Source organism: Bradyrhizobium sp. BR 1433 (assembly GCF_051547665.1).
GTDB lineage: Bacteria > Pseudomonadota > Alphaproteobacteria > Rhizobiales > Xanthobacteraceae > Bradyrhizobium > Bradyrhizobium australafricanum.
Genome location: NZ_JBPUGG010000001.1, coordinates 5,719,098 through 5,743,281 on the forward strand (window position 1 = coordinate 5,719,098; position 24,184 = coordinate 5,743,281).

Genomic DNA, 24,184 nt, shown 5'->3' on the forward strand with positions numbered 1-24,184 from the left:
ATGTGATTTTCGAGGAGGCGCAGGTGCATTCCGGCGCCGGAGATGTCATAAATGAGACACGCTTCGGTTTGCGGAATTGTGCTGACGGCCTGACCCGGATTTCTTGCAATCACATTCATCGAAGTAAAAGGGCGTCAGCTTGTTGTTTCCCTCCATGTCATCGTCGGTGTCGGTTGGTGCCCTGGTGGGATGGATGTTGCTTCTCACCGCAAAGCACATCATCGCCGACTTCATGCTGCAGAACGCCTGGATGGCGATCGGCAAGGACCAGAAAACCGGCTGGGCGCTGCCGCTGCTGGCGCACTGCCTGGTCCATCTCGCGGTCGCGCTGGCGCTGATCCTGGTGGTGGCGCCGCGGTTCTGGTACGTCGCCTTCATTGACTTCGTGATCCACATCATCGTCGATCGGGCCAAGGGCGTCTGCGCCTCGCATTTCGGCGTGACGCTGGAATCCGGGCACCCCTGGTTCTGGACCCTGATCGGGGTCGACCAGGCGCTGCACCACCTCACCGGCTTTGCGCTGTCGATCTACATGGCCGCGAACTGAGCGGCTCGCGCACCTTTCCTCCCGTCCTGAACCACGAATCCAGCTGCCCGCGTCGCGGGCGGATGTGATTCGCGCGCAACGGGCAAGACCCTCCGGAAGCGACCGGAGGCCGTGGTTAACCTTTCGTTAGAGGATTACGCGGCATCTTCCCGATCGAGGGGGATTTGCAAATGTTTTCAAGCCGCGACGCCTTCGAGAACGATGCCTGCCCGGTGGCCGACGACCTGCTCGGCCAGATGTATCGCGCCAATCCGAACGGGCTCTCGTTGCTGGTTGCCAATGTCGCGCCCGACGTCAGGGCGAGGCTCGCGCTGTTCTGCTATCGCCGCAGCCATCTGCACGCGCTCGCGGTCGCGATCGCGTCGAGCTGCAGCGAGTGGGAGCTGACGAATTCAGGCGGCCGTGTCGGCTCGACGCTCTACGCGCTGTCGCGCGAGCCGGCCCGCGCCGTGACCGTTTCGCATGGCGGCCGCAAGCCGATCACGCTGTCGACCAAGCCGCTGACGACCTTCGCACCGATCGTCGATGACGAACTCGACGACGAGGACGTCAGCGACAGGGTCACGGCGTAACGTCTGGTTAGATCGGCTGCGCGCTCGCGATGAGCGGCAGCCCGTGCCGGCGCCGCGCCATCGCGCATTCCGCGTCGCCCGGCTGGCAGGTCCGGCATACTTCCGGCCGCACCGCATAGACTTCGCAGCGCGTTGCTTCTCCGACCCGGCCCGCTAGCGCCGAGCAACGGTCGCCCTCGCAGCGCATGCCTGATTGTCGCGCGTTGACGAATCGCGCCGGGATCAGATCGAGCTGCGCGTCGTCCTCGATGGTGAAGCGCGGCCAGTTCTCCGAATAGCTGCAGCAGGCACCGCAGGACTGGCAGGGGTTCGCGTCGGGCGCGTCGATCGCGTTGTCGGCCATCAGGTGTCCCTCGGCGCTTCCCAGACCAGGCTGCGCCGCCAGCGCGCCCTGAGCAGGTCGCGCCGCTCCGGATATTTCTCGTCGTGATAGACCGCGGTGACCACGCGGTCGGTGCGGAAGCTGCGGAAATCCTTGCGCAACTCGCACCAGGCGGCGAGCAGCCGCACCGCCTCGTGATAGCCGACCGCGATCGGCCAGATCGTGCGCTCGCTATCGCGGCCATGCTCGTCGCGATAGTTCAGCGTGATCTTCTTGCCCTCATGGATCTGGCTGCGGGTCCTGACCATGTCGATGCGGTCGGGCTCCCGGTTCCAGGCCGAGCGGGCCCGACTCGCCGGCTCCAGCACGAACGGCCGCAGCCGGTCGGGCACGGTCTCGGCGATCTTGGCCATCAGGTCCTCAGCCGCGCGCGCCAGCGCCGGATCGGCGTGGCCGACCACCCATTGCGCGCCGAGCACGCAGGCCTCGATCTCGTCGGGTGTCAGCATCAAGGGCGGCAGGTCGAATCCCTTCTCCAGGATGTAGCCCATGCCGGCCTCGCCGCGGATCGGCACCCGCTGCTCGATCAGGCTGGCGATGTCGCGATAGATCGTCCGCTTCGATGTCTCGAGCTCGGCGGCGATTGCATCGGCAGTCAAAGGCTTACGGGTGCGTCGGAGCACCTGGATGATCTGAAACAGCCGGTCGGCGCGTCTCATGGCAACTCTCTCGATCGCTCTCTTGGCACGTGTCTTGTCGAGTGTCTCGGTAGCGGTTTTGGCAGCCGTCTTGACGAGTGTCTTGACGGGTCTCGTCGTCTCTCGGTGCGCAGGCTTTTCTGGGCCCCGTCCGGCTACTGCTGACAGCATGTTGGCAGCAGGTGGGGGCTATATCAGGACAACACCTCAAGTGAAGGGAATTTGTCCATGACGAATCTTGACGAACTCGGTTTCCGGCAGGCGCAAGGCTTTGCGCTGGAACAGCTGGTCACGGTCTACTCCACTTCCGGCGACCTGCGCTGGGCCCTGGTCGCGCTGATCGCACAGTCGATCAGCACGGTTTGGTCCTACGGGCGGGCACGGCTGGTCAAGCGCGTTCGCGAGGCGGTTCGCCGCCTCGCACCCGTCGGCCCGTTCGACAGTGAATGCCCACTACTGCTGACACCATGCTGGCAGCAGGGGACGGCTAGCTTCAATTCACGACCACAGGCGATCGGGAGCTTCATATGATTACGCTTTTTGGCTTTGGCACGGGCTTCGGCTTGCCGGAAATCAGCCCCTTCGTGACCAAAACCGAGGTCCAGCTCAAGATGGCCGGGCTCGACTATCGCAAGGAGAAGGCGATGCCGCCGGCCTCGCCCAAGGGCCAGCTGCCGTTCATCGCCGACGACGGCGAGACGATCGCCGATTCGACCTTCATCCGCGCCCATATCGAGGGCAAATACGGCTTCGATTTCGACGCGCCGCTCAGCCTGCAGGCGCGCGCCCAGGCCTGGGCCTTCGAGCGCATGATCGAGCATCACGCTCTACTGGGCGCTGGTCGGCGCGCGCTGGGTCGACGACACCAATTTCGCCAAGGGACCCGCGCATTTCTTCGACGGCGCGCCCGACCATATGCGTGACAAGATGCGCGAGGACGCCCAGTTCCGCGTTGCCGAGAATTATCTGCTGAGCGGACTTGGCCGCCACGGACCGGACGAAGACGTCGATCTCGCGATCCGCTCGCTGTTCGCGCTGTCGGTGCAGCTCGGCGACAAGCCGTATCTGATGGGCCATGCGCCGTGCGGCACCGATGCCACCGCGTTCGGCGCGCTGGCGGGAATCCTCACCCCGTTCTTCGATTCGCCGCTGCGCGAGCGCACCGAGAAGTTCGACAATCTCACCGCCTATGTCGGCCGGATGATGCGGCAATATTATCCGGAATTCGCCTGGGCGCCGCTGCAGCAGCAGGCGGCCTAAAGCGCGATCGCGCTTTAGGTTTAGTTCGGGGCATGATCCTTTCGGAAAACCGCTTCGCACTTTTCCGGATCATGCCTAAGCCGGCGCGGCAGGAGCGCGCTCGCCCTTCAATGCGGCCAGCTCCGCCTCGAGCTCGGCGATGCGCTGGTCGCGCGAGGCCAGCGCCGCCGCGACATCGGCCGCGTCGAACTTTTGCGGAATGTGCTGCGGGCAGTTGGTGTCCCACGCCGTGACCTTGAACAGGATCACCTGCTCGGGCCGCGCCCGGTAGCCCTGCGGCATCAGCGTGCGGGTCAGCGCCGGATCGTCCTCCACCACCTTCGCCTCGCCCCACAGCTTGACGCGGCGGCGGTGCGCGTAATCCATCACGAAGATATAGGCCTTGGCATTCTCCGAGAGATTGCCCTGGGTGATGAACTGGCGATTGCCGCTGTAGTCGGCGAACGCGATGGTGTACTTGTCGAGCACCTTGATAAAACCCTTCGGTCCGCCGCGATGCTGGATGTAGGGCTGGCCGTCGGCCGAGGCGGTCGCGAGATAGAAGCTCTTCACCTCGCCGAGGAAGCCGGCGAGGTTCTCGTCGATCTCGCTGCGCCAGCCGCCATGTGCCTCGACTTCGGCGTAGGTGGCGCGTGAGCCCTTGCGGGTCTGGATCGCCTTCACCGCCGGACTGAATGCGACGTCGCTCGCATAGCTGTGACCATCTGACATCGGAGCCTCCCGTGACGGGCGCCTGAGTGGTTGTCCTCGCCGCTCAAGATGGACATTCCCAGATCGTAAGCAATCTTGTGCATTGACACTTCACTGTTGCCGATTATGCAATAGTGCCATGGACCGGATCGACGCCATGCAGGCCTTCGTCGCGGTGGCGGACCTCGAGGGGTTCGCCCCCGCCGCCCGCAAGCTCGGCCTGTCGCCGTCCGCCATCACGCGGCTGATCGCGGCGCTGGAGGAGCGGCTCGGCGCGCGGCTGCTGCAGCGGACCACGCGGCAGGTGACGCTGACGGACGCCGGCTCGCGCTATCTGGAGCGGGCGCGCCGGATCCTCGCCGATGTCGAGGAGGCCGAGGACGCGGTGGAGAACGAGCGCACCCGCCCCGAAGGGCGCCTGGTGATCTCGGCACCGTTCGGCTTCGGGCGGCTCCATGTCAGCCCGGTGGTGAGCGCCTATCTGAAGCGCTATCCCGGCGTCGGCGTCGACCTGCGGCTGTCGGATCGCAGGATCAATCTGGTCGAGGACGGCGTCGACCTCGCGGTCAGGCTCGGGCACCTGCCGGATTCGACGCTGGTGGCGCGGCATGTCGGCCGGATGCGCCGCATCGTGGTGGCGTCGGCCGGCTATCTCAAGCGTCGCGGCGAGCCGAAGCGACCGGCGGACCTCACCGCCCACGACACGATCCAGTTCGGCGCCATGACCGCGACGCCGGATTGGCGCTTCATGGAGGATGGCCGCGAAGTCCGCATCACCCCTGCGCCGCGCTTCACCAGCAACAGCTCGGACGCCGCCATCCAGTACGCCGAGCAGGACGGCGGACTGACCCGGGTGATGGCCTACCAGGCGGCCGAATCGCTGAAGGCGCGGCGGCTCCAGATCGTGCTCGCCGAGTTCGAGCAGCCGGCTGTGCCGATCCACGTCGTCTATCCGACGACGCGGCTGTTGTCGGCCAAGGTGCGGACCTTCATCGATCTCGTGACCGAGGTCACCGACTGGTATTTCGACTAGCTCACCGGCGGCTTCTTCGGCACCACGCGGAAGGTGCCGTTGGCGCGCGCGATGGTCACCCCGTCGGCCTTGATCAGGCTCTGCGCGAAGCAGATCGTGCTGCCGGTCTTGATCACGTCGCTCTCGATCGCGAGCCATTGCCCGACATTGGCGGAGCCTACGAAATCGACCGCGAGCGAGATCGTCACGAACGAGGTGGTCCAGCCGGTCGCCTGGCCGCAGCTATAGCCCATCGCGTTGTCGGCAAGGGCTGCGATCAGGCCGCCATGGATCAGGCCGCGGCCGTTGGTGTGCGGCCTCGCCAGCCGCAGGCCGATGATGACGGCCCGCTCGGTCGTCTTTTGGTAAAGCGGCTCCCAGGGCTCGGTGAGCGGGCTCTTGCGGAACAGCGGCTCGAAGCCTTGAGGGACGTCTTGGGGATTGTCGGGCACGACTTGCGTATCGGTGGTCATCTGAAGCTCGCATATGACGTTGGGTTGACGCCATTGAACGCGATGTCGATGACGGTTTCACCGCCTACAAAGTTTTAAACGGGATTTGCACGGCTGTTTGAAGCTCGCTCGCGCCGGGTGCGGGATACAATGTCAGCATCGCGGCCGCTTCCCAACCGTGACGCAGTTCACGCGCATCCGGCCGCAGTTTGTGACATGCTCCGCGCCGCGTCCATGGCGTGAGGAGAGACCATGTCGGCCGAGACCCGCCTGACCTGCCTTCGCATTGCGCTCGTCGCGGTCGGTCTGATCGCGATTTTCGCTGTCTATCCGCTGTTCCAGCTCTGGCCGTCCGGCTGGTCCTGGGGCCACGGCCATTCGCATTACCCGATGATGATCGTCGGCATCTATGCGACGCTGGGCGTATTCCTGTTGCTCGCCGCGCGCGATCCGCTGCGGCACCGCAGCCTGATCTGGTTCACGGTGTGGTCGAGCGTCGTGCATGGCGGCATCATGGCCGTGCAGGCGGTCAGTGACGAGGCCGAGCGCGGTCACCTGCTGGGCGACGTCCCGGCGCTGTTGCTGATCGCGCTGGTGCTGGCCTGGCTGATGCCGAAGCCGGCCGTTGCGGCTGCCTAAGCCCAGGCATCACGTCCCGTCATCCCGAGGAGGCGCGTAGCGCCGTCTCGAAGGATCGACGGCTACCGGCCGGGCCGTGCATCCTTCGAGGCTCGCTGCGCCGGCACCTCGAGACAACAGCGAAGCCTTTGCGCCGGGATGACGAAGCCGGCAGTCGGTGATCAGAACGGCAGCCCCACGTAATTCTCCGCCAGCGAGGTCGACGCCGCCTTCGAGCTGACGAGGTAGTCGAGCTCGGCGATCTGGATGCGCGCGGCGAATTCGCCCTCGTCGGGGAATTTGTGCAGCATCGAGGTCATCCACCAGGAGAAGCGCACCGCCTTCCAGACCCGCGCCAGCGCTTTCGCCGAATAGGCATCGATGCCGGCGGAGGATTTCTCGTCGTAGTATTCGCGCAGCGCCTGCGACAGATAATGCACGTCGCTGGCGGCAAGGTTGAGGCCCTTGGCACCGGTCGGCGGCACGATGTGCGAGGCGTCGCCCGCCAGAAACATGCGGCCGAACCGCATCGGCTCGGCGACGAAGCTGCGCAGCGGCGCGATGCTCTTTTCGATCGAGGGGCCGGTGACGATCTCGTCGGCGGCCTTCTGGTCGAGGCGCCGCTTCAATTCGTCCCAGAACCGCTCGTCCGACCATTGGTCGACATGATCGTCGAGCGGGCACTGCACGTAATAGCGGCTGCGGTGGGACGAGCGCATCGTGCACAGCGCAAAGCCGCGCTCGTGGTTGTTGTAGATCAGCTCCGGCGAGACCGGCGGCGTCTCCGAGAGGATGCCAAGCCAGCCGAACGGATACACCCGTTCGTAGCTGGTGATCGCCGACGCCGGCATGCTGGCGCGGCTGATGCCGTGGAAGCCGTCGCAGCCGGCGATGAAGTCGCAGGCGATCTCGTGGGTGACGCCGTCCTTGACGTAGCTGACGCGCGGATGATCGGTATCGAAATCAAGCGGCTTGACGTCGGCCGCCGAGTAGATCGAGGTCAGGCCAGCCGCCTTGCGGGCATTCATCAGGTCGAGCGTGACCTCGGTCTGGCCGTAGATGGTCACGGTCTTGCCGGTCGAACCATGCAGGTCGATGCGGTGCCGTGCGCCGCCGAACGCCAGTTCGAGACCGTGATGGACGAGGCCCTCCTGGTGCAGCCGGGCAGCGGCGCCGACGCTCTCGAGCAGCGACACGGTGCCTTCCTCGAGCAGCCCGGCGCGAATCCGCCCCAGCACATAGTCCGGGGTCTGCCGCTCAAGAATGATGTTGTCTACGCCGAAAGTATGAAGTAGTTGCCCAAGCAACAGTCCGGCCGGACCTGCACCAATGATTGCTACTTTTGTCCGCAATACCTTGTCCTCCCGATCGGATAGGCTTTTAGCCGGTGCCCGCGCCGGCAACTTGCCAAGGCAACTATATCATATAACGATTTTGGCAAGGCGGATTTGCGCGGGACCCGCGCGTTCGCCGCAGCGCAAGATGCGGTGGCGCGGGACCGGGCGGAGGGTGCGACGAGGCGTCCGCCCGCCGGATTTCATCTTGAATATCCGCGCGAATTAGATAACATGTTAAGTAATGAGCCGGGCACGAAGCCCGTCCTGGAGAGGAGGAGACGTGATGAGGAAGACAATGTTGGCGGTGTTGATGGCCGCCGCCATCGTGCCGGCCGCGGGACCTGCCGTCGCGCAGGACAAGACCGTCAATCTCAAGGTGTCGCTATGGGTGCCGCCGGCGCATCCGCTGGTGCCCGCGACCCAGGCCTGGGCCGCCGACATCGAGAAGGCATCGGGCGGCACCATCAAGGTCACCGTGTTTCCGTCCGAGCAACTCGGCAAGGCGTTCGACCATTACGACATGGCGCGCGACGGCATCGCCGACGTCACCTATGTCAATCCTGGCTATCAGCCCGGCCGTTTCCCGATCGCGGCCGCCGGCCAGCTTCCGTTCACCTTCTCCGACGGCAAGAAGGGCACGCTGGCGCTGAACGAGTGGTATCACAAATATGCGCCGACCGAGATGAAGGACACCAAGCTGTGCTTCGCCTTCATCCACGATCCGGGCGCGCTGCACGGCAAGAAGAAGATCGTGCTGCCGAGCGACCTCTCCGGCGCCAAGGTGCGTCCCGCGCAGAGCACCATCGGCGAGATGGTGAAGATGTTCGGCGGCACCAATGTGCAGGCCTCCGCGCCGGAATCGCGCGACGCGATCGAGCGCGGCGTGGCCGACGAGATCACCTTCCCCTGGGGCTCGATCTTCCTGTTCGGCATCGACAAGGTGGTGAAGTACCACATGGACGTGCCGCTCTATTCGACGGTGTTCACCTACAACATGAACCTCGCCAAATATAATTCGATGTCGGCTGCCCAGAAGAAGGTGATCGACGATCACTGCACGCCGGAATGGACCTCCAAGGTCACCGACCCCTGGACCGATTTCGAAGCCAATGGCCGCACCAAGATGAAGGCGCTGGAAGGCCACGAGGTCTATCCGCTGACTTCGGATCAGCTCGCCGAGTGGAAGAAGGCGGTCAAGCCGCTGCGCGACAGCTGGGCCGAGGCGGTGAAAAAGGCCGGCGGCGATGCGGCAAAGATCGATGCCGATCTGCAGGCCACGCTGAAGAAGTTCGAGGCGGGGATCTGATCCCGCTCCCCTTCACCTCTCCCCGCTTGCGGGGAGAGGTCGGATCGCATCGTCAGATGCGATCCGGGTGAGGGGGTACAGGTCTCACCGCATTCACGACTCGTGGAAGCAGCGCCTCACCCCAACCCTCTCCCCGCAAGAGCGGGGGAGAGGGAGCTCATCGAAGCAACGCATGACGCAATCTGCCGAAGTTTCCCAAGACGGCGCGATCACCGGCCCACCCGAGCCGGCGCGCAAGAATTTCATGGATCGCTTCATCGATTCGATCGAATGGGTCGCGGCCTTCTTCGTTGGCGTCGTCGCGCTCAACACCTTCACCGCGGTGTTCATGCGCAAATTCTTCGCGGTGACGATCCCCGACTACTACAATTTCGGCCAGTTCCTGCTCGGCATCCTGATCTTCTGGGGAATTGCGGCGACGAGCTATCGCGGTACCCACATTACGGTGGATCTGGTCTGGGCCAATGCCTCGCCGCGCTACCAGCGCTGGATCGACATCTTCGCGACGCTGGTGCTGCTGTTCGTGGTGAGCGTGCAGACCTACACGCTGGTCGACAAGGTGATCGACACCAGGAACAGCCATATCGTCACCATGGATCTCGGCGTGCCGGTCTGGCCGTTCTTCCTGGTGTCGTGGATCGGCGACGTCTCCGCGGTGCTGCTGATCGCGATCCGCACCTACCGCCTGATCTTCCATCCGGAAGATATCCATGATGCCAAGATCAAGACCGCGGAGTAGACGGCCATGAGTCTCGACCTCAGTCCCGAGACCGTCGCCGTCATCGGCTTTGTCAGCCTGTTCGTGCTGATGCTGCTCCGTGTCCCCGTCGGCATGGCGATGGGTCTCGTCGGCATCACCGGCTTTGGCTATCTCACCGGCTTCGCGCCGGCGCTCAAGCTGGTCGGCCAGACCACGATGCGCACGGTGACGGATTATTCCTTCGGCGTGATCCCGATGTTCCTGCTGATGGGCGCCTTCGTGTCGGTCTCGGGAATCAGCCGCGAGCTGTTCCGCGCCGCCAACACCTTCGTCGGCCATTGGAAGGGTGGGCTCGGCATTGCGACGATCGCCGCCTGCGGCGGCTTCGCCGCGATCTCCGGCTCGTCGGTCGCGACCGCCGCGACCTTCTCGGCCGTCGCCTATCCCGAGATGCGCCGCTTCGGCTATCCGCAATCATTCGCCGCCGGCGTGATCGCGGTTGGCGGCACGCTCGGAGCGATGCTGCCGCCGTCCACCGTGCTCGCGGTCTACGGCATCATCACCCAGCAGGACATCGGCAAGCTGTTCATCGCGGGCGTGGTGCCGGGCCTGCTCGCGATCCTGATGCATATGATCACGATCGGTATCATCGGCGTGACGCGGCCCGCTTTCCTGCCGGCGGGAAAGAAGGCGTCGTGGCACGAGCGCTTCGTTGCGCTGCGCGACGTCTGGTCGCCGCTGCTGCTGTTCCTGTTCGTGATCGGCGGGCTCTATGGCGGCTTCTTTGTCCCGACCGAAGCCGGCGCGGTCGGCGCGGTGGGCGCCTTCATCATCGGTATCCTCCGCGGCAAGCTGACCAGGGACGGCATCCTGCAATCGCTGCTGCAGGCGACGCGCACCGCGGCCGCCGTGTTCACGGTGCTGATCGGCGCGCTCTGCTTCGGCTATTTCCTCACCATCACCCAGACGCCGCAGCACGTCACTGAATTCCTCACCGGGCTTGGCATCGGCCCCTATGGCGTGCTGGCGCTGATCCTCCTGATGTATCTGGTGCTCGGCTGCCTGATGGACGCGATGGCGATGGTGATCCTCACCGTGCCGATCGTGTTTCCGGTGGTGACCGCGCTCGGCTTCGATCCGATCTGGTTCGGCATCATCATCGTCATGACGGTCGAGCTCGGCCTGATCCATCCGCCGGTCGGTATGAACGTGTTCGTGATCAAGAGCGTCATCAAGGACGTCAACATGTCGACGATCTTTGTCGGGGTGCTGCCGTTCGTCATCACCGACCTGATCCGGCTGGTGATCCTGATCCTGTTCCCGCTGCTTGCGACCTGGCTGCCGCAGCGCATGATTGGTTAGGCCTATGAATCCCGAGCTTGAGACCAGATACGTCTTCACCATCACCGCCCGGATCGCGGAGGTGACGTCCGCCGGCGACATCGGCACCGGCGTCCGCCGCATCATTCCGATCATCGGCGGCGAGGTGAAGGGCGAGAAGGTCAACGGCAAGGTGCTGGCGTTCGGTGCGGACTTCCAGATCATCCGGCCCAATGAGCTGATCGAGCTGGAGGCGAAATATGCGTTCGAGACCGACGACGGCGCCGTCGTCTATGTCGAGAACAAGGGCATCCGCTTCGGGCCGGTCGAGCTGTTGCAGAAGCTGAAGCGCGGCGAGCCGGTCGACCCGAAGCTGATCTATTTCCGCACCGTGCCGAAATTCGAAACCGGCGCCGAAAACTACCGCTGGCTGATGCAGCACATCTTCGTCGGCTCCGCCGCCCGCCACGCCGACCGCGTCGTGATCGACGTGCATCAGGTGCTGTAGCTTCGCACACTTGCCGTCTCACCCGCCGGGATCCGCCACACATTCGGTGTCGTCCCTGCGAAGCAGGGACCCATACTCCGCGGTCTGTGCCGTGAACGGGACTCGTCGTTCCGCCGTCGCGCAGCAATAACCGTTTGTGGTTATGGGTCCCCGCTTTTCGCAGGGACGACGGGTGGAGGGAGCCGCGCGTATCAACTCCATCACCGTCACCCTGAGGAGGCCGCGCAGCGGCCGTCTCGAAGGGTCGATGGCCACCAGCCGTGCGCGCCCATATTGACTCTCCCGCTAATCGTTATAAAACATAACTATTCTGAACGGGAAACAATAACGCCATGGGAAACGCTGCCGGCGAGGGAGACGCTTCGCTGCTCAGGATCGAGACGCGAGGGGCGGTGCTGACGGTCGGGCTGAACCGTCCCGCCAAGCGCAATGCGCTGAACGACGGCATCATCCTGGCGCTGCGGGATTGCTTCTCCGCGATACCGGATGCGGTCGGCGCCGTCGTCATCCATGGCATCGGCGATCACTTCTCGTCCGGCCTCGACCTCTCCGAACTGACCGAGCGCGACGCCACCGAGGGCCTGGTGCATTCCCAGATGTGGCACCGCGTGTTCGACCGCATCCAGTATTGCCGCGTGCCTGTCATCGCCGCACTGAAGGGCGCGGTGATCGGCGGCGGACTGGAGTTGGCTTGCGCCGCGCATATCCGCGTCGCCGAGCCGTCGGCCTATTTCGCGCTGCCCGAGGGCCAGCGCGGCATCTTCGTCGGCGGCGGCGGATCGGTGCGGTTGCCGCGCCTGATCGGCGTGCCCAGGATGGCGGACATGATGCTGACCGGGCGGGTCTATTCGGCGACCGAGGGCGCCGCCTACGGCTTCTCGCAATACCTCACCGAGGCCGACGGCGCGCTGCCGAAAGCGCTGGAGCTTGCCGAGCGCGTCGCCGCCAATGCGCCGCTGACCAACTTCGCCGTGTTGCAGGCGCTGCCGATGATCGCCGAGGCCAATCCGCAGACCGGCCTGTTGATGGAATCGCTGATGGCGACGGTGGCGCAGAGCGACAAGGAAGCCAAGAAGCGCATCCGCGCGTTTCTTGATCGCAAGACCGCCAAGGTAAAGCCGACATGAGCGCCGCGCCGTCTGCGAACACTGCGAGCGCGCATCCGCTGCGCCCGATCTCGTTCGGTAATCCCGACGTTACCGTCGAGCGCCGCGACGACGGCACCATCTATCTCCGACCGAAGCTCAGCCTCGCCGATTTTCCGGTTCGCCTCACCGATCGCCTGCACCACTGGGTAAAGGCCGAGCCGAACCGCGTGTTCATGGCCGAGCGTGCCCCCGGTGGCGGCTGGCGGCAAATCACCTACGCGCAATTGCTCGAGGCTATCATGCGCATCGCCTCCGCATTGATCGCGCGCGGATTGTCGGCCGAGCGGCCGATCGTGATCCTGTCGGGCAATTCGATCGATCATGCCCTGATGGCGCTCGGCGCGCTCTATGCCGGCGTTCCGTTCTGCCCGGTGTCGCCGGCCTATTCGCTGGTGTCGCGCGACTATGGCAAGCTGAGCTTCGTCATCAAGCTTCTGACGCCCGGGCTCATCTTCGTCGACGATGCCGACAAGTTCGCCGACGCGCTGCGTGCCAATGTCGGATCCGATGTCGAGATCGCCGCGAGCCGTGGGACCGTGCCCGGCCGTGAGGTGACGCGCCTCGCCGGTCTCTTGGCGACGCCGGAAGACCCGCGTCTCGATGCGGCCCATGCGGCAATCGGTCCGGACACGATCGCGAAATTCCTGCTGACGTCGGGGTCGACCGGCAATCCCAAGGCCGTTATTAACACCCAGCGCATGATCTGCGCCAACCAGGTGATGCTGCGCGAGACGCTGGCGTTCCTCAAGGACGAGCCGCCGGTGATCGTCGACTGGCTGCCGTGGAATCACACCTTTGGTGGCAACCATAACGTCGGGCTGACGCTCTATAACGGCGGCTCGATGCATCTCGATGAGGGCAAGCCGATGCCCGGCGGCATCGAGGAGACGGTGCGTAACCTGCGCGAGATCTCGCCGACGGTCTATTTCAACGTGCCCAAGGGCTATGAATTGCTGCTGCCCTATCTGCGCGACGACGCCGGTCTGCGGGCAAGATCTTCGACCGGCTGCACGCGATGTTCTTCTCGGGCGCCGCGCTGTCGCCGTTCGTCTGGAACAGCCTCGATGCGCTCGCCGTGCAGGAGAAGGGCTATCGTGTGCCTGTCCTGACCGGCCTCGGCGCCACCGAGACCTCGCCGTTCTTCATGTCGGTGCGCCCGGATACCAGCCGCTCCGGCCATGTCGGGCTTCCGGTGTCGGGCAATGATGCGAAGCTCGTTCCGAACAACGGCAAGCTCGAGGTCCGCGCCAAGGGCCCGAACGTGACGCCGGGCTACTGGCGGCAGCCCGAGCTGACCGCCAAGGCGTTCGACGAGGAGGGCTTTTACAAGTTCGGCGACGCGCTGAAGCCTGCCGACGCTGGCGATCTCGATGCCGGTTTCGATTTCGACGGCCGCATCGCCGAGGATTTCAAGCTGGCGAGCGGCACCTGGGTCAGCGTCGGACCGTTGCGGGCGCGCTTCGTCGGCACCTGCGCGCCGCTGGTGCGCGACGTCGTGATCGCGGGGCTCAACCGCGACGAGCTCGCCGCGATCGTGATCCTCGATCTCGACGGCTGCCGCCTGATCAATCCGCAGCTCGCCTCTGGCGACATCGCCGTCGCGGCCAATGATCCGCTGGTGCGGACGGCCTTCCGCGAGCGCTTCGCGCGCGTCCTGGCCGGCGCCACCGGCTCGTCGAACCGGATCGCGCGCGCGATCCTGCTCGACACGCCGCTGTCGATCGATCGCGGCGAGGTCACCGACAAGGGCTCGATCAACCAGCGCGCGGTGCTGGAGCATCGCACGGACATCATCGAAGCGCTTTATGCGCCGGTGCCGCCGGCATCGGTGATCACACTCGTCTAGTTCTCGAACAGGAGAAAGCCATGCAGTTGAAGGACCAGGCCGCCATCGTCACCGGCGGTGCATCGGGATTGGGCGCTGCGACCGCGCGCCGTCTCGCCGCGCAGGGCGCCAAGGTCGCGGTCTGCGATCTCAACGCCAAGCTCGCCGAGAGCGTCGCGGCGGAGATCGGCGGCATTCCCGTCGTCTGCGACGTCGCCGATGCTGCGGCGGCCGAGGCCGCGGTGGCCGCCGCCGCCAAGGCGCACGGCCCCGCGCGCGTGCTGGTGAACTGTGCCGGCATCGGGGTGGCAAAACGCGTGATCGGTCGCGAGGGGCCGATGGCGCTGGGCGACTTCGACAAGGTGATCAAGGTCAATCTGATCGGCTCCTTCAACATGTTGCGGCTTGCGACCGCTGACATGGCCAAGCTCGAGCCGCTCGCAACCGGCGAGCGCGGCGTCGTGATCTCGACGGCCTCGGTCGCGGCCTATGACGGCCAGATCGGGCAGGCGGCCTATTCGGCATCGAAGGGCGGCATCGTCGCGATGACGCTGCCGATCGCGCGCGAACTCGCGCAATTCGGCATCCGCGTTCTGACCATCGCGCCCGGCCTGTTCATGACGCCCTTGCTGGCCGGCCTGCCGCAGGAAGCGCAGGATTCGCTCGCCGCCGCGATCCCGTTCCCGCGCCGGCTCGGCCAGGCCGACGAGTTCGCCTCGCTGGCACTGCACATGATCGACAACCCCTATCTGAACGGCGAAGTGGTGCGGCTCGATGCCGCGCTCCGGATGGCGCCGCGCTGAAGCATGATCCGGAAGAGCACGAACGCCCTTCCGGATCGCTCATGCTCGATCGAGGATAAACCATGTTCGTCAATCGGCGCGACGTGCAGATCCAATGGGGCGATTGCGACCCCGCCAACATCGTCTACTACCCGCGCTACTTCGCGATGTTCGACGAACTCCGACCTCGATCATGTTCGAGGCCGCCGGCTATTCGAAGCAGGACCTCGTCCACAAATACGGCCTGGTCGGCATTCCCATGGTCGACACGCGGGCGAAATTCCACATCCCGTCGACCCATGGCGACTGGATTACCATCGAGAGCCGGGTCGAGAGCATCAAGCGCTCGAGCTTCGAGGTGGTGCACCGCGTGTTCAAGGGCGAGGCGCTGGCGATCGAGGCGTCCGAGACCAGGGTGCTGGTCGGCCGCCACCCGGACGATCCCGCCAAGCTGAAATCGGCGCCGTTTCCGCAGGAGATCATTGACCGCTTCATGAAGGGCTGAGTCGCACCCCCTCATGACTCGACTTTCGGAGCATGATCCTCTCGGAAAACCGGTTTCCACTTTTCCGGATCATGCTCTAAAGAAGGGGCTGAATTGGCCCGCAAAACCGGTTTAAACCCAAAAAACTTAACTGCAGGGAGGAATGAATGAGGAAGGCCACTCTCGTCGCCGCGGCGCTCGCAGCAGCCATCGCGCTGCCGGGCGCGCCCGCACTGGCGCAGACCAATGAAATCACCATCGGCATCTCGATCTCGACCACGGGGCCCGCCGCGGCACTCGGCATTCCCGAGCGCAACGCGCTCGATTTCGTGCCGAAGGAGATCGGCGGCGTACCGCTGAAGCTGATCGTGCTCGACGACGGCGGCGATCCGACGGCCGCGACTACCAACGCGCGGCGCTTCGTCACCGAGTCCAAGGCCGACATCATCATGGGCTCCTGCACCACGCCGCCGTCGATCGCGGTGTCGACGGTCGCCAACGAGGCCGGCATCCCGCATTTCGGCCTCGCGCCGTTCCCGATCAACGAGGCGCGCATGAAGTGGTCGGTCGACCTGCCGCAGTCGATTCCGATCATGGGCAAGGTGCTCTACGAGCACATGAAGGCGCACAACATCAAGACCGTCGGCTATATCGGCTATTCGGATTCCTACGGCGATCTCTGGGTCAACGACTTCAAGGCGCAGGCCGTGCCGATGGGCCTGACCATGACCGACGAGGAGCGCTTCGCGCGTCCGGATACCTCGGTCGCCGGCCAGGTGCTGAAGCTCGTCGCCGCCAATCCCGATGCCATCCTCGTCGGTGCTTCCGGCACCGCCGCGGCGCTGCCGCAGACCGCGCTGCGCGAGCGCGGCTACAAGGGGCTGATCTACCAGACCCACGGCGCCGCCAGCATGGACTTCATCCGCATCGCCGGTGCGGCCGCGGAAGGCGTCATCATGTCGGCCGGCCCGATCATGTCGCCGGAAACCCAGCCCGACAGCGCGCTGACCAAGAAGCCGGGGTTGGCACTGAACACCGCCTATGAAGCCAAGTACGGCGCCAACAGCCGCAGCCAGTTCGCCGGCCACTCCTACGACGCCTTCGAGGTGATGAAGCGCGTCATCCCGGTGGCGCTGAAGACCGCCAAGCCCGGCACGCCGGAATTCCGCGAGGCGATCCGTAAGGCCTTCATCTCCGAGAAGGAGATCGTCGCGACCCAGGGCGTTTACAACTGGACCGAAAAGGATCGCTACGGCCTCGACGACCGTTCGCGTATCCTGCTGACGGTCAAGGACGGCAAATACGTCCCGGCGATGTAAGCCGGTCGCGATCCGTTAAAACGAAGGAGCCGGTCCCGATGGGCCGGCTTTTTCATCAGTGGAGTAAGGGTGACGGCGCCTGAAATCGCACTCTCGCCTTCGTGCTGGAAGCCGAGATAGCTCGCGGCGACGCCCTTGTTGGCGGCGATTTCCGTCGCGGGGCCTGACAGCACGAATTCGCCGAGCTCCATGACATAGGCGCGGTCGGCGATCTGCAATGCGGCCTGGGCGTTCTGCTCGACCAGGAGCACCGAGACGCCGGCTGCGCGGAGCTCGCCGACGATGCGGAAGATGTCGGCGACGATGATCGGAGCGAGGCCGAGGCTCGGCTCGTCCAGCATCAAGAGCTTCGGCGCGCCCATCAGCGCGCGGCCCATCGCCAGCATCTGCTGCTCGCCGCCGGACAGCGTGCCGGCAAGCTGCTTGCGCCGCTCCTTGAGCCGCGGAAACAGCGTGTAGACCCGCTCCAGCGAGGCGGCCGCGACGGCCTTCGCAATCCGGAAGGCGCCGAGCTCGAGATTGTCCTCGACATTCATTGTGCCGAACAATTCGCGATGCTCGGCACCAGGCCGAGGCCGGTGGCGACGCGGTCCTCGATGTCGAGCGGCGCCATGTCGACGCCGGCGAAGCTGGTGCGGCCCTTCAGCGGCAGTACGCCCATGATGGCGTTGAGCAGCGTGGTCTTGCCGGCGCCGTTGGCACCGATGATGGTGACGATCTCGTTCGGGGCGACGTCGAGCGAAACGCCGCGCACTGCCTCGACCTTGCCGTAGGAGATGTGGACGTCGGTCACCGATAGCAGCGCACTCATGCGGCGGCTCCGAGATAGGCCTTGATCACGTCGGGGTTGCGCTTGATCGCGGCCGGCGTGCCCTCGGCGATCTTGGTACCGAAATCCAGCACCACGATGCGGTCGGCGAGATCCATCACGAACCCCATGTCGTGCTCGACCAGCAGCACCGACATGCCGCCGTCGCGCAATTGCCGGAGCAGCGCGGCCAGCCGCTGCTTCTCCATGTGGCGCAGGCCGGCGGCCGGCTCATCGAGCAGCAGCAGCATCGGATCGACGCACAGCGCGCGGGCGATCTCGACAATGCGCTGCTGTCCGAGCGACAGCGAGCCCGCGAGCTGGTCGATCTGGTCCGACAGGCCGACGCGCGCGATCTGCCGCGCGGCTTCCGCCAGCAGCCTCGCCTCATCAGCGCGGTCGAGCCGCAGCATGCTGGAGATCGCGCCGGAATTGCCGCGCAGATGCGCGCCGATCGCGACATTCTCCAGCACGGTCATGTCGGGCACCAGCTTGACGTGTTGAAAAGTCCTGGAAACGCCGAGCTTGACGACCTCCTGCGGCGGAGCGTTCGCGACCTCGTTGCCGAGCACTGAAATCTTGCCGCTGGTCGCGGTCAGGACGCCGGTGATCAAATTGAAGGTCGTGCTCTTGCCGGCGCCGTTCGGGCCGATCAGCGCGACGATCTCGCGGGCGTTGACGTCGAACGAGACGTCGTTGACCGCGAGCACGCCGCCGAACTGCTTGCGCGCCTTGTCGATGTGCAGAAGGATCGGAGACGTTCCTGGCGCCTGTTCGCGGTGCTCCAGCTTCACGGACGTGTCCGGGGTCTTGCGGGCGGGCTTGAACGGCAGCCGCGACATCAGCCAGGGCCAGACGCCCTGGGGCGCGAGTTGCAGCAGCAGCACCAGCATGATGCCGAACACGATGGTCTCGAGCTGGCTCTGGCCGCCGAAGATGTAGGGCAGGTAGCTCTGCAGCACCTCCTTGAGGATCACGACGATGCCGGCGCCGAGCACGCCGCCCCAGACGTAGCCCGCGCCGCCGACCACGGCGATGAACAGATACTCGATGCCGGCCTGCGCGCCGAACGGCGTTGGGTTGGCGGCGCGCTGGAAATGCGCATACAGCCAGCCGGACAGGCCGGCCAGCACCGCGGCATAGATGAACACCAACAGCTTGGCGCGGGGCGTCTGCACGCCGAACGCTTCCGCCGCAACATGGCCGCGCCGCAAGGCGCGGATCGCGCGCCCGGTGCGGGAGTCCAAGAGGTTCATGGTCAGCAGCGCGGACAGCAGCACCGCGACCCAGATCGCGTAGTAGATCGCATCCGGGCTCAGCATCTTGAACGAGCCGATCGACAGCGGGGGAATGCCGGAGATGCCGTCGTTGCGGCCGAGGAATTCGAGCTTGCTGAACAGATAGAACAGCCCGATGCCCCAGGCGATGGTGCCGAGCGGCAGATAATGGCCGGATAGCCGTACCGTGACGATGCCGAGCAGCACGGCGGCGATGCCGCTGACCAACAGCGAAGCCGGCAGCGTCAGCCAGGGCGAGACGCCGTAGGCGGTGGTCAGCACCGCCGTGGTGTAGGCGCCGAAGCCGCAGAACGCGGCCTGGCCGAACGAGGTCAGGCCGCCGACGCCGGTGAGCAGCACGAGGCCCATCGCGACCAGCGCGGCGAGGCCGATATTGTCGAGCAGCACGATCCAGAACGGCGGGATGCCCGGGACAAGCGGAATCACCGCCATCACGAGCGCGAAGATGATGAGGGGAAGGCGCTGCGTCATCGCGCTCAATCCTTCTCTTCTTCGACCTCGGGCGCCGCGAGCGAGCGCAACACGAGCACGGGGAGGATCAGCGTGAACACGATGACTTCCTTGAAATTGCTGGCGTAGAACGACGAGAAGGCTTCGACGATGCCGACCACGATGGCGGCGACCGCGGTCAGGGGATAGCTGACCAGGCCACCGATGATGGCGGCGATGAAGCCCTTCAGGCCGATCAGGAAACCGGTGTCGTAATAGAGCGTCGTGATCGGCACGATCAGGATGCCGGAGATCGCGCCGATGACGGAGGCGAGCAGGAACGCGATCTGGCCGGAAAGCGTGGTGCGGATGCCGACCAGGCGGGCGCCGAGGCGGTTGACCGCGGTGGCGCGCAGCGCCTTGCCGGTCTTGGTGTAGCCGAAGAACAGCCACAGGGCGACGATGAAGCCGATCGTCAGGCCGTAGACCGCAAGGCTCTGCCCGGTGAAGCGCAGCGGGCCGGCGGTCACTGCGGCATTCGACAGCGCAGGCGCGCGCAGGCCTTCGGCGCCGAAGAACACCAGGCCGAGGCCCTGTAGCGCCAGATGGCAGCCGACCGAGGCGATCAGCAGCACCAGGACGGAGGTGTGCGCGATCGGCTGGAACGCGATGCGGTAGAGGAACAAACCGATCGCCGCCACGATCAGGAGCGCGAGCGCGATGTTGACGGCGATCGGGGTGCCGGGACCGACCAGCGCGTAGATCAGACCGAGCAGCGTGACGGGAAAGGCGATGTTGAGCGCGACCGACCGGATCACCAGCCGCGCATGCAGCGCGTTGCGGGCGAAGAACAGGTCGAGGGCGAAGGCGACGAGGCCCATCGCGACCGCAAGCCGTGCGGTGCCGGGCACCTGGCCGGTCGCCAGCATGGCGTAGCTCAGCGCGCCGTAGGTGACGAATTCGCCCTGCGGGATCAGGATCACCCGCGTGACCGCGAACACCAGCACCAGGGCCAGCCCCAGCAGTGCGTAGATCGCGCCATTGGTGATGCCGTCCTGCAGCAGGAACAGCATGATCGTTGTGTTCAAGGCCGAGCGCTCCCCCTCAAGCGTCGGACCGCCTCGACCGGTTGTGCCGGTCAGGTCGGCCGATATCGGCTGTTGAAAGCTGCCGACATTTGATATAGTCCATAACAATTATTAGATATAATCTCAAGGTCCCCGAGTGTCGTGCGGGATTCTGTACCGGGATTGCGAGCCTGGAGCGATGACTGTTTCCAAGACCGCCACCGATGCCCTCCGTTCGTCGCGGGCCCTGCGCAGGGAACTGGCCGATTCTGCCGGGGACGACAGCATGCTGCAACTGGGCGAACTGTCCGGATTGCTCGGCTATTCGTTGAAGCGCGCGCAGCTCAGGGTATTCGAGGACTTCCTGCGCTGCGTCGCGCCGCTGCAGCTGACGCCGGCGCAGTTCTCGGTGCTGCTTCTGCTCGACAAGAATCCGGGCCGCAACCAGACCGAGATCGCCAACACGCTCGGGATCCTCAGGCCGAATTTCGTCGCGATGCTCGACGCGCTGGAGAGCCGCGACCTTTGCGCGCGGATGCGCTCCACCAACGACCGCCGTTCCCACATCCTCGTCCTGACCGACAAGGGCCGCGCCGTGCTGGCGCGCGCCAAGAAGCTGGTCGCCAACAAGCACGAGGCGCGGCTGATCGAGGTGCTCGGTCCGGCCAACCACGCCGCGCTGCTGGAGATGCTGGCGAAGCTCGCGCAGGAGTTTTGAGGGGCGTGACGGCCCGTCCGCTCGCAATGACGCGTTGGGTTGACACATATCCGGTATGCGGGCGCCGCCAGGTGGCGAACCATCGCGGTCTAAAGCTTGTAGCCGATGTTCCGCAGCAAATCCTTCCGCCACGCAATGTCGGCGTCGGTTTCGACACCCAGCGGCGAGGCGCCATCCACCACGCCGAGCACGCCGCGCCCGAGCTCCGTCTGCGCGACGATCACCTGTGTTGGATTGGCCGTCGAGCAAAAGATGCGGCAGACCTCCGGCACTGCGCGCACCGCCGGCAGCACGTTGACGGGAAAGAACCCGTCGCCGAGGAAAATCAGGAAGGTGTGACCGGCGCCGATCGCCAATGCGTTGTCGCGTGCCAGGGCGAGCGAGGCGTCGTCGTCACCGGAGCAGCGCACCAACCGTTTGCCGGAGGCCTCGCAGAAAGCCAACCCGAAGCGGATGCGCGGAACCGTGCCCACCAGCGCTTCGTGAAGGTCTTCCACGGTCTTGATGAAATGCGACTGGCCGAAGATGAAGTTGGTCTCATCCGGCTTGACGATGGGCACCACGGTGAGTTCCATGGCTTCGCTCCTGCACGCGAATTCCCCAATCCATGGTAGGCCGTCGGAGGGCGTTTGCAAGCGGCCACAGGCGCTCAAATGTGCCGGCTGTCTGCTTCGGCTCACGCCGACCAGCGTCCGTACTCACGACGGCTCTCAAGGGGGACCGGAAATCGCCGGGAGGTTGCGCGCCGAAGGGCGGCAATTGTGGGATCGTCCGTCAAGCGCGATGGCCCGTATGTTGCCCGGCCCCTCGCAAATGGCCGCGAAGCGTACCGAGCGTTGCTAACGGATCTGAAGGGAGCGCTTCCGGGGGCTCGAGGAGGATCAACGCCGTGAAGCGGGACTTCGACCTCATCGTCTATGGCGCGACGGGTTACACCGGGGGTCTCATCGCCGAATATCTGGCGACATCCTATCGCGGCGACGATGCTCCGTCCTGGGCAATTGCGGGACGCTCGACCGACAAACTCCAGAAAGTGCGTGCCGACATCGGCGCACCGGACGATTTGCCGTTGGTGAAGGCGGATGCCGCCGAGCCGGCCAGCCTGCGTTCGATGTGCGAGCGCGCGGCCGTGGTCGTCACCACGGTCGGGCCCTATCAGCTTCACGGTCCCGAGCTAGTAGCGGCATGCGCGGCCACCGGCACGGCCTATGTTGATCTTTGCGGCGAGCCGGGCTGGATGCGGGCTATGATCGACGCCCATCACGAAGAGGCAAAACGGACCGGCGCGCGCATCGTCTTCTCCTGTGGCTTCGATTCCATCCCGTTCGATCTCGGTGTGCTCACGTTGCAGGAGAAGGCGCGCGAGAAATTCGGACGCCCGGCGCGGCGGGTGAAGGCCCGTCTACGCAAGGTGAGGGGTGGCATGTCTGGCGGCACCGCGGCGAGCGCTCAGGCGACGCTGGCCGCCGCGGCGCGCGACCCGGCCCTGATCCGGCTGCTGACCGATCCCTTCGCGTTGACGCCGGGCTTCACTGGGCCGTCTCAGCCGTCGGGCCTCGTCCCCGAATATGACACAAGCATGCACGCGTGGCTCGTGCCGTTCCCGATGGCGCCGATCAACACCAAGAACGTGCACCGCACGAACTTCCTGTTGGGCCATCCCTACGGCAGGGACTTCGTTTATGACGAGATGATGGTGGCGCCGGGACTTGGGGACATCGCGAGCGTGACGACGGAGACGTTCGCCACGGTGGTGTCCTTGTTCGGGACCGGCGGTCTCAAACGCGGCGCAGGCCCGACCCGGGAAGCGCGCGAGAGGGGCTTCTACGACATCTTCTTTCTGGGCGAGGTGCCGGATGGCGGACGGGTCGAAGCCGTCGTCACCGGCGACCGCGATCCGGGCTATGGCTCGACCAGCAAGATGATCACCGAAAGCGCTCTCTGCGTCGTGCGCGACGTGCAGGGCGAGGGCGGCATCTGGACGCCGGGCGCGCTGATGGGGCCGGCCTTGCGCAAGCGTCTAAAGGAGCGCGCCGGCCTCACTTTCAGTGCGCGTTGAGGTCACGCGGTCGGCAGGTATAGCAGCCCGTTCGGCTAAAAAAGCGACTAGAGGGCGATCATACGATCTTCCGCTACGAGATGCTCGAGCTCGGCTCCGACTCTTCTGCTTGCAAGGAAGGCAGCCCTAATCCAGGGCCAAGCAATTGACGGCAGCGAAGCAGCGCCGCAAATCCGGACAGTGCGTCGAGACTGGTCCGAAGCAGCATCGGTAACTCGCTCGGCTGTTTCATTGTCGCACGGAGCAGCGCGGCGAGATCGATCGTCCCGTTTGCACGCACTGCGGACAGGGCGGCGGCAGGAAGCTGCCGACCGGCCGGATCCATGATCACGCGGACGGCAGTCACAGGGAGGCCGCGCGCTGCAGCGACACTCGCCGCCACATGGGATTCGTTATCGACCGCCAGCGCGCCTGTACTCATATGCAGCGAGCGCTTCGCTTCTGGATGCATGGCGACCGTGGTCACACCAGCAATAGGGCCATAAATCGAACCGGGGATAAGTCGAAGCAAGGCTTGCGACCAGTCTCGATCAGTGAAGAGCTGAATCGTTTCCGAAACGATCGTCGATGCTACGACGCATGCGCCTGCCGGGAGGTCGGGCGAAAGGCCGCCCGCGACGCCAAAGCTGATAAGACCGTAGCAATCCTCAGCAATTGCCGACGCGAGAGACTCCGCGAGCGTGCTGCCATCGCCACTGCAGATCGTCTGCGTATGCAGGTCTGCAGCGATCCGCGCCTCAAATGCAGAGTCCCGTGACTCCAATCACCGCTGCCATGAGTCCGCTCCCCGGATGCCGCGCTGGACGGCGGGTGTCCGCGCATGCGGGTCGTATCAGGAGTGTTCTGCTCCAACGCCAAATCGCAAATGACTAACGAGTTAGTTTCTGACGGATATGTTAGCTGCT

General features: G+C 65.1%; 23 protein-coding genes and 4 pseudogenes. 17 read left to right on the plus strand and 10 right to left on the minus strand.

Features of this window, described 5'->3' with window-relative positions; all coding sequences use genetic code 11:
- The first annotated feature begins 193 nt into the window (after window positions 1-193).
- Together ACSKB9_RS27480 and ACSKB9_RS27485 are read left to right on the plus strand one after the other, a co-directional pair.
- Window positions 194-547 (plus strand): DUF3307 domain-containing protein, encoded by a 354-nt coding sequence (locus ACSKB9_RS27480; protein WP_438077037.1) that lies wholly within the window; start codon window positions 194-196, stop codon window positions 545-547.
- A gap of 170 nt (window positions 548-717) precedes the next feature.
- Window positions 718-1,119 carry a hypothetical protein gene (locus tag ACSKB9_RS27485; protein ID WP_438077039.1) on the plus strand — a complete coding sequence of 134 codons (402 nt, stop codon included), beginning with the start codon at window positions 718-720 and terminating at the stop codon, window positions 1,117-1,119.
- A gap of 7 nt (window positions 1,120-1,126) precedes the next feature.
- On the opposite strand, the gene ACSKB9_RS27490 is transcribed toward ACSKB9_RS27485, so the two are convergent.
- Complete coding sequence (locus tag ACSKB9_RS27490; RefSeq protein WP_438077040.1) at window positions 1,127-1,462, minus strand: YkgJ family cysteine cluster protein; 336 nt, start codon at window positions 1,460-1,462, stop codon at window positions 1,127-1,129.
- Window positions 1,462-2,160, minus strand: coding sequence for a helix-turn-helix transcriptional regulator (locus ACSKB9_RS27495; protein ID WP_028336549.1), 699 nt, complete (start codon window positions 2,158-2,160; stop codon window positions 1,462-1,464). Before ACSKB9_RS27495 ends, ACSKB9_RS27490 begins: the two co-directional genes overlap by 1 nt.
- Before the next feature lie 207 nt (window positions 2,161-2,367).
- Here ACSKB9_RS27495 and ACSKB9_RS27500 point away from each other — a divergent pair, with 207 nt between their 5' ends.
- The gene (locus tag ACSKB9_RS27500) at window positions 2,368-2,670 is read left to right on the plus strand and encodes a hypothetical protein (protein WP_438077043.1); all 303 of its coding nucleotides are present in this window, start codon (window positions 2,368-2,370) and stop codon (window positions 2,668-2,670) included.
- A pseudogene (locus ACSKB9_RS27505) lies at window positions 2,667-3,399 on the plus strand (glutathione S-transferase family protein). The gene ACSKB9_RS27500 and the pseudogene ACSKB9_RS27505 overlap by 4 nt, the downstream one beginning before the upstream one ends.
- Window positions 3,400-3,474: 75 nt before the next feature.
- Here ACSKB9_RS27505 and ACSKB9_RS27510 read toward each other — a convergent pair.
- The gene (locus ACSKB9_RS27510) at window positions 3,475-4,110 is read right to left on the minus strand and encodes a pyridoxamine 5'-phosphate oxidase family protein (protein ID WP_438077045.1); all 636 of its coding nucleotides are present in this window, start codon (window positions 4,108-4,110) and stop codon (window positions 3,475-3,477) included.
- A 118-nt stretch (window positions 4,111-4,228) separates the two neighbouring features.
- On the opposite strand from ACSKB9_RS27510, the gene ACSKB9_RS27515 reads away from it, so the two are divergent.
- Window positions 4,229-5,122: a LysR family transcriptional regulator gene (locus ACSKB9_RS27515; protein ID WP_438077047.1), complete on the plus strand. Its 894-nt coding sequence runs from the start codon at window positions 4,229-4,231 to the stop codon at window positions 5,120-5,122.
- On the opposite strand, the gene ACSKB9_RS27520 is transcribed toward ACSKB9_RS27515, so the two are convergent.
- Complete coding sequence (locus tag ACSKB9_RS27520) at window positions 5,119-5,574, minus strand: PaaI family thioesterase (protein ID WP_438077049.1); 456 nt, start codon at window positions 5,572-5,574, stop codon at window positions 5,119-5,121. The genes ACSKB9_RS27515 and ACSKB9_RS27520 overlap by 4 nt on opposite strands.
- A gap of 231 nt (window positions 5,575-5,805) precedes the next feature.
- Between ACSKB9_RS27520 and ACSKB9_RS27525 the strand changes: the two genes are divergently transcribed.
- A complete protein-coding gene (locus ACSKB9_RS27525; RefSeq protein WP_310880847.1) occupies window positions 5,806-6,192 on the plus strand; it encodes a DUF6632 domain-containing protein in 387 nt (128 codons plus the stop codon).
- A 161-nt stretch (window positions 6,193-6,353) separates the two neighbouring features.
- Here ACSKB9_RS27525 and pobA read toward each other — a convergent pair whose 3' ends face one another.
- Entirely contained in the window at window positions 6,354-7,523 is a 1,170-nt protein-coding gene (gene pobA / locus ACSKB9_RS27530) for a 4-hydroxybenzoate 3-monooxygenase (RefSeq protein ID WP_438077051.1), read from the minus strand.
- A 268-nt stretch (window positions 7,524-7,791) separates the two neighbouring features.
- Between pobA and ACSKB9_RS27535 the strand changes: the two genes are divergently transcribed.
- The 9 genes and pseudogenes from ACSKB9_RS27535 (at window position 7,792) to ACSKB9_RS27575 (ending at window position 16,900) form a co-directional block, all read left to right on the plus strand.
- The gene (locus ACSKB9_RS27535) at window positions 7,792-8,814 is read left to right on the plus strand and encodes a TRAP transporter substrate-binding protein (protein WP_438077053.1); all 1,023 of its coding nucleotides are present in this window, start codon (window positions 7,792-7,794) and stop codon (window positions 8,812-8,814) included.
- 172 nt (window positions 8,815-8,986) lie between these two features.
- Complete coding sequence (locus ACSKB9_RS27540; RefSeq protein ID WP_057015996.1) at window positions 8,987-9,553, plus strand: TRAP transporter small permease; 567 nt, start codon at window positions 8,987-8,989, stop codon at window positions 9,551-9,553.
- 6 nt (window positions 9,554-9,559) lie between these two features.
- Window positions 9,560-10,876, plus strand: a complete 1,317-nt coding sequence (locus tag ACSKB9_RS27545) for a TRAP transporter large permease (protein WP_057015997.1) — start codon at window positions 9,560-9,562, stop codon at window positions 10,874-10,876.
- A 4-nt stretch (window positions 10,877-10,880) separates the two neighbouring features.
- On the plus strand, window positions 10,881-11,342 hold the full coding sequence (locus ACSKB9_RS27550) for a DUF3237 domain-containing protein (protein WP_076832505.1): 462 nt from the start codon (window positions 10,881-10,883) through the stop codon (window positions 11,340-11,342).
- 332 nt (window positions 11,343-11,674) lie between these two features.
- Window positions 11,675-12,469: a crotonase/enoyl-CoA hydratase family protein gene (locus ACSKB9_RS27555; protein WP_168857598.1), complete on the plus strand. Its 795-nt coding sequence runs from the start codon at window positions 11,675-11,677 to the stop codon at window positions 12,467-12,469.
- A pseudogene (locus tag ACSKB9_RS27560) lies at window positions 12,466-14,336 on the plus strand (feruloyl-CoA synthase). The gene ACSKB9_RS27555 and the pseudogene ACSKB9_RS27560 overlap by 4 nt, the downstream one beginning before the upstream one ends.
- 20 nt (window positions 14,337-14,356) lie before the next feature.
- On the plus strand, window positions 14,357-15,118 hold the full coding sequence (locus ACSKB9_RS27565) for an SDR family NAD(P)-dependent oxidoreductase (RefSeq protein WP_092085349.1): 762 nt from the start codon (window positions 14,357-14,359) through the stop codon (window positions 15,116-15,118).
- Between the two features lie 62 nt (window positions 15,119-15,180).
- Window positions 15,181-15,602: pseudogene (locus tag ACSKB9_RS27570) on the plus strand (acyl-CoA thioesterase).
- A 146-nt stretch (window positions 15,603-15,748) separates the two neighbouring features.
- A complete protein-coding gene (locus tag ACSKB9_RS27575) occupies window positions 15,749-16,900 on the plus strand; it encodes an ABC transporter substrate-binding protein (RefSeq protein WP_438077057.1) in 1,152 nt (383 codons plus the stop codon).
- A gap of 83 nt (window positions 16,901-16,983) precedes the next feature.
- On the opposite strand, the pseudogene ACSKB9_RS27580 reads toward ACSKB9_RS27575, so the two are convergent.
- From ACSKB9_RS27580 to ACSKB9_RS27590, 3 genes and pseudogenes are all read right to left on the minus strand, one after another.
- Window positions 16,984-17,711 (minus strand): annotated as a pseudogene (locus ACSKB9_RS27580) (ABC transporter ATP-binding protein); the annotation flags it as partial.
- Window positions 17,708-19,477, minus strand: coding sequence for a branched-chain amino acid ABC transporter ATP-binding protein/permease (locus tag ACSKB9_RS27585; protein ID WP_438077059.1), 1,770 nt, complete (start codon window positions 19,475-19,477; stop codon window positions 17,708-17,710). The gene ACSKB9_RS27585 and the pseudogene ACSKB9_RS27580, both read right to left, overlap by 4 nt.
- A gap of 5 nt (window positions 19,478-19,482) precedes the next feature.
- Entirely contained in the window at window positions 19,483-20,523 is a 1,041-nt protein-coding gene (locus tag ACSKB9_RS27590; RefSeq protein WP_212054682.1) for a branched-chain amino acid ABC transporter permease, read from the minus strand.
- A 178-nt stretch (window positions 20,524-20,701) separates the two neighbouring features.
- On the opposite strand from ACSKB9_RS27590, the gene ACSKB9_RS27595 reads away from it, so the two are divergent.
- Window positions 20,702-21,220 carry a MarR family winged helix-turn-helix transcriptional regulator gene (locus tag ACSKB9_RS27595; RefSeq protein WP_438077061.1) on the plus strand — a complete coding sequence of 173 codons (519 nt, stop codon included), beginning with the start codon at window positions 20,702-20,704 and terminating at the stop codon, window positions 21,218-21,220.
- A gap of 89 nt (window positions 21,221-21,309) precedes the next feature.
- Here the strand turns inward: ACSKB9_RS27595 and ACSKB9_RS27600 are convergent, their stop codons facing one another.
- A complete protein-coding gene (locus ACSKB9_RS27600; RefSeq protein ID WP_438077063.1) occupies window positions 21,310-21,795 on the minus strand; it encodes an adenosine-specific kinase in 486 nt (161 codons plus the stop codon).
- A gap of 314 nt (window positions 21,796-22,109) precedes the next feature.
- Here ACSKB9_RS27600 and ACSKB9_RS27605 point away from each other — a divergent pair, with 314 nt between their 5' ends.
- Window positions 22,110-23,279, plus strand: coding sequence for a saccharopine dehydrogenase family protein (locus ACSKB9_RS27605; RefSeq protein ID WP_229189411.1), 1,170 nt, complete (start codon window positions 22,110-22,112; stop codon window positions 23,277-23,279).
- 73 nt (window positions 23,280-23,352) lie between these two features.
- Here the strand turns inward: ACSKB9_RS27605 and ACSKB9_RS27610 are convergent, their stop codons facing one another.
- Window positions 23,353-24,042 carry a phosphorylase family protein gene (locus ACSKB9_RS27610; protein ID WP_438077066.1) on the minus strand — a complete coding sequence of 230 codons (690 nt, stop codon included), beginning with the start codon at window positions 24,040-24,042 and terminating at the stop codon, window positions 23,353-23,355.
- Between the last annotated feature and the right edge of the window lie 142 nt (window positions 24,043-24,184).

Excerpts from the sequence above, each read along its gene's own strand:
- ACSKB9_RS27480 (WP_438077037.1), top strand. The coding sequence starts at position 194 with ATGTTGCTTCTCACCGCAAAGCACATCATCGCCGACTTCATGCTGCAG.
- ACSKB9_RS27485 (WP_438077039.1), top strand. The coding sequence starts at position 718 with ATGTTTTCAAGCCGCGACGCCTTCGAGAACGATGCCTGCCCGGTGGCC.
- ACSKB9_RS27490 (WP_438077040.1), bottom strand. The coding sequence starts at position 1,462 with ATGGCCGACAACGCGATCGACGCGCCCGACGCGAACCCCTGCCAGTCC.
- ACSKB9_RS27495 (WP_028336549.1), bottom strand. The coding sequence starts at position 2,160 with ATGAGACGCGCCGACCGGCTGTTTCAGATCATCCAGGTGCTCCGACGC.
- ACSKB9_RS27500 (WP_438077043.1), top strand. The coding sequence starts at position 2,368 with ATGACGAATCTTGACGAACTCGGTTTCCGGCAGGCGCAAGGCTTTGCG.
- ACSKB9_RS27510 (WP_438077045.1), bottom strand. The coding sequence starts at position 4,110 with ATGTCAGATGGTCACAGCTATGCGAGCGACGTCGCATTCAGTCCGGCG.
- ACSKB9_RS27515 (WP_438077047.1), top strand. The coding sequence starts at position 4,229 with ATGGACCGGATCGACGCCATGCAGGCCTTCGTCGCGGTGGCGGACCTC.
- ACSKB9_RS27520 (WP_438077049.1), bottom strand. The coding sequence starts at position 5,574 with ATGACCACCGATACGCAAGTCGTGCCCGACAATCCCCAAGACGTCCCT.
- ACSKB9_RS27525 (WP_310880847.1), top strand. The coding sequence starts at position 5,806 with ATGTCGGCCGAGACCCGCCTGACCTGCCTTCGCATTGCGCTCGTCGCG.
- ACSKB9_RS27535 (WP_438077053.1), top strand. The coding sequence starts at position 7,792 with ATGAGGAAGACAATGTTGGCGGTGTTGATGGCCGCCGCCATCGTGCCG.
- ACSKB9_RS27540 (WP_057015996.1), top strand. The coding sequence starts at position 8,987 with ATGACGCAATCTGCCGAAGTTTCCCAAGACGGCGCGATCACCGGCCCA.
- ACSKB9_RS27545 (WP_057015997.1), top strand. The coding sequence starts at position 9,560 with ATGAGTCTCGACCTCAGTCCCGAGACCGTCGCCGTCATCGGCTTTGTC.
- ACSKB9_RS27550 (WP_076832505.1), top strand. The coding sequence starts at position 10,881 with ATGAATCCCGAGCTTGAGACCAGATACGTCTTCACCATCACCGCCCGG.
- ACSKB9_RS27555 (WP_168857598.1), top strand. The coding sequence starts at position 11,675 with ATGGGAAACGCTGCCGGCGAGGGAGACGCTTCGCTGCTCAGGATCGAG.
- ACSKB9_RS27565 (WP_092085349.1), top strand. The coding sequence starts at position 14,357 with ATGCAGTTGAAGGACCAGGCCGCCATCGTCACCGGCGGTGCATCGGGA.
- ACSKB9_RS27575 (WP_438077057.1), top strand. The coding sequence starts at position 15,749 with ATGAGGAAGGCCACTCTCGTCGCCGCGGCGCTCGCAGCAGCCATCGCG.
- ACSKB9_RS27585 (WP_438077059.1), bottom strand. The coding sequence starts at position 19,477 with ATGACGCAGCGCCTTCCCCTCATCATCTTCGCGCTCGTGATGGCGGTG.
- ACSKB9_RS27595 (WP_438077061.1), top strand. The coding sequence starts at position 20,702 with ATGACTGTTTCCAAGACCGCCACCGATGCCCTCCGTTCGTCGCGGGCC.
- ACSKB9_RS27600 (WP_438077063.1), bottom strand. The coding sequence starts at position 21,795 with ATGGAACTCACCGTGGTGCCCATCGTCAAGCCGGATGAGACCAACTTC.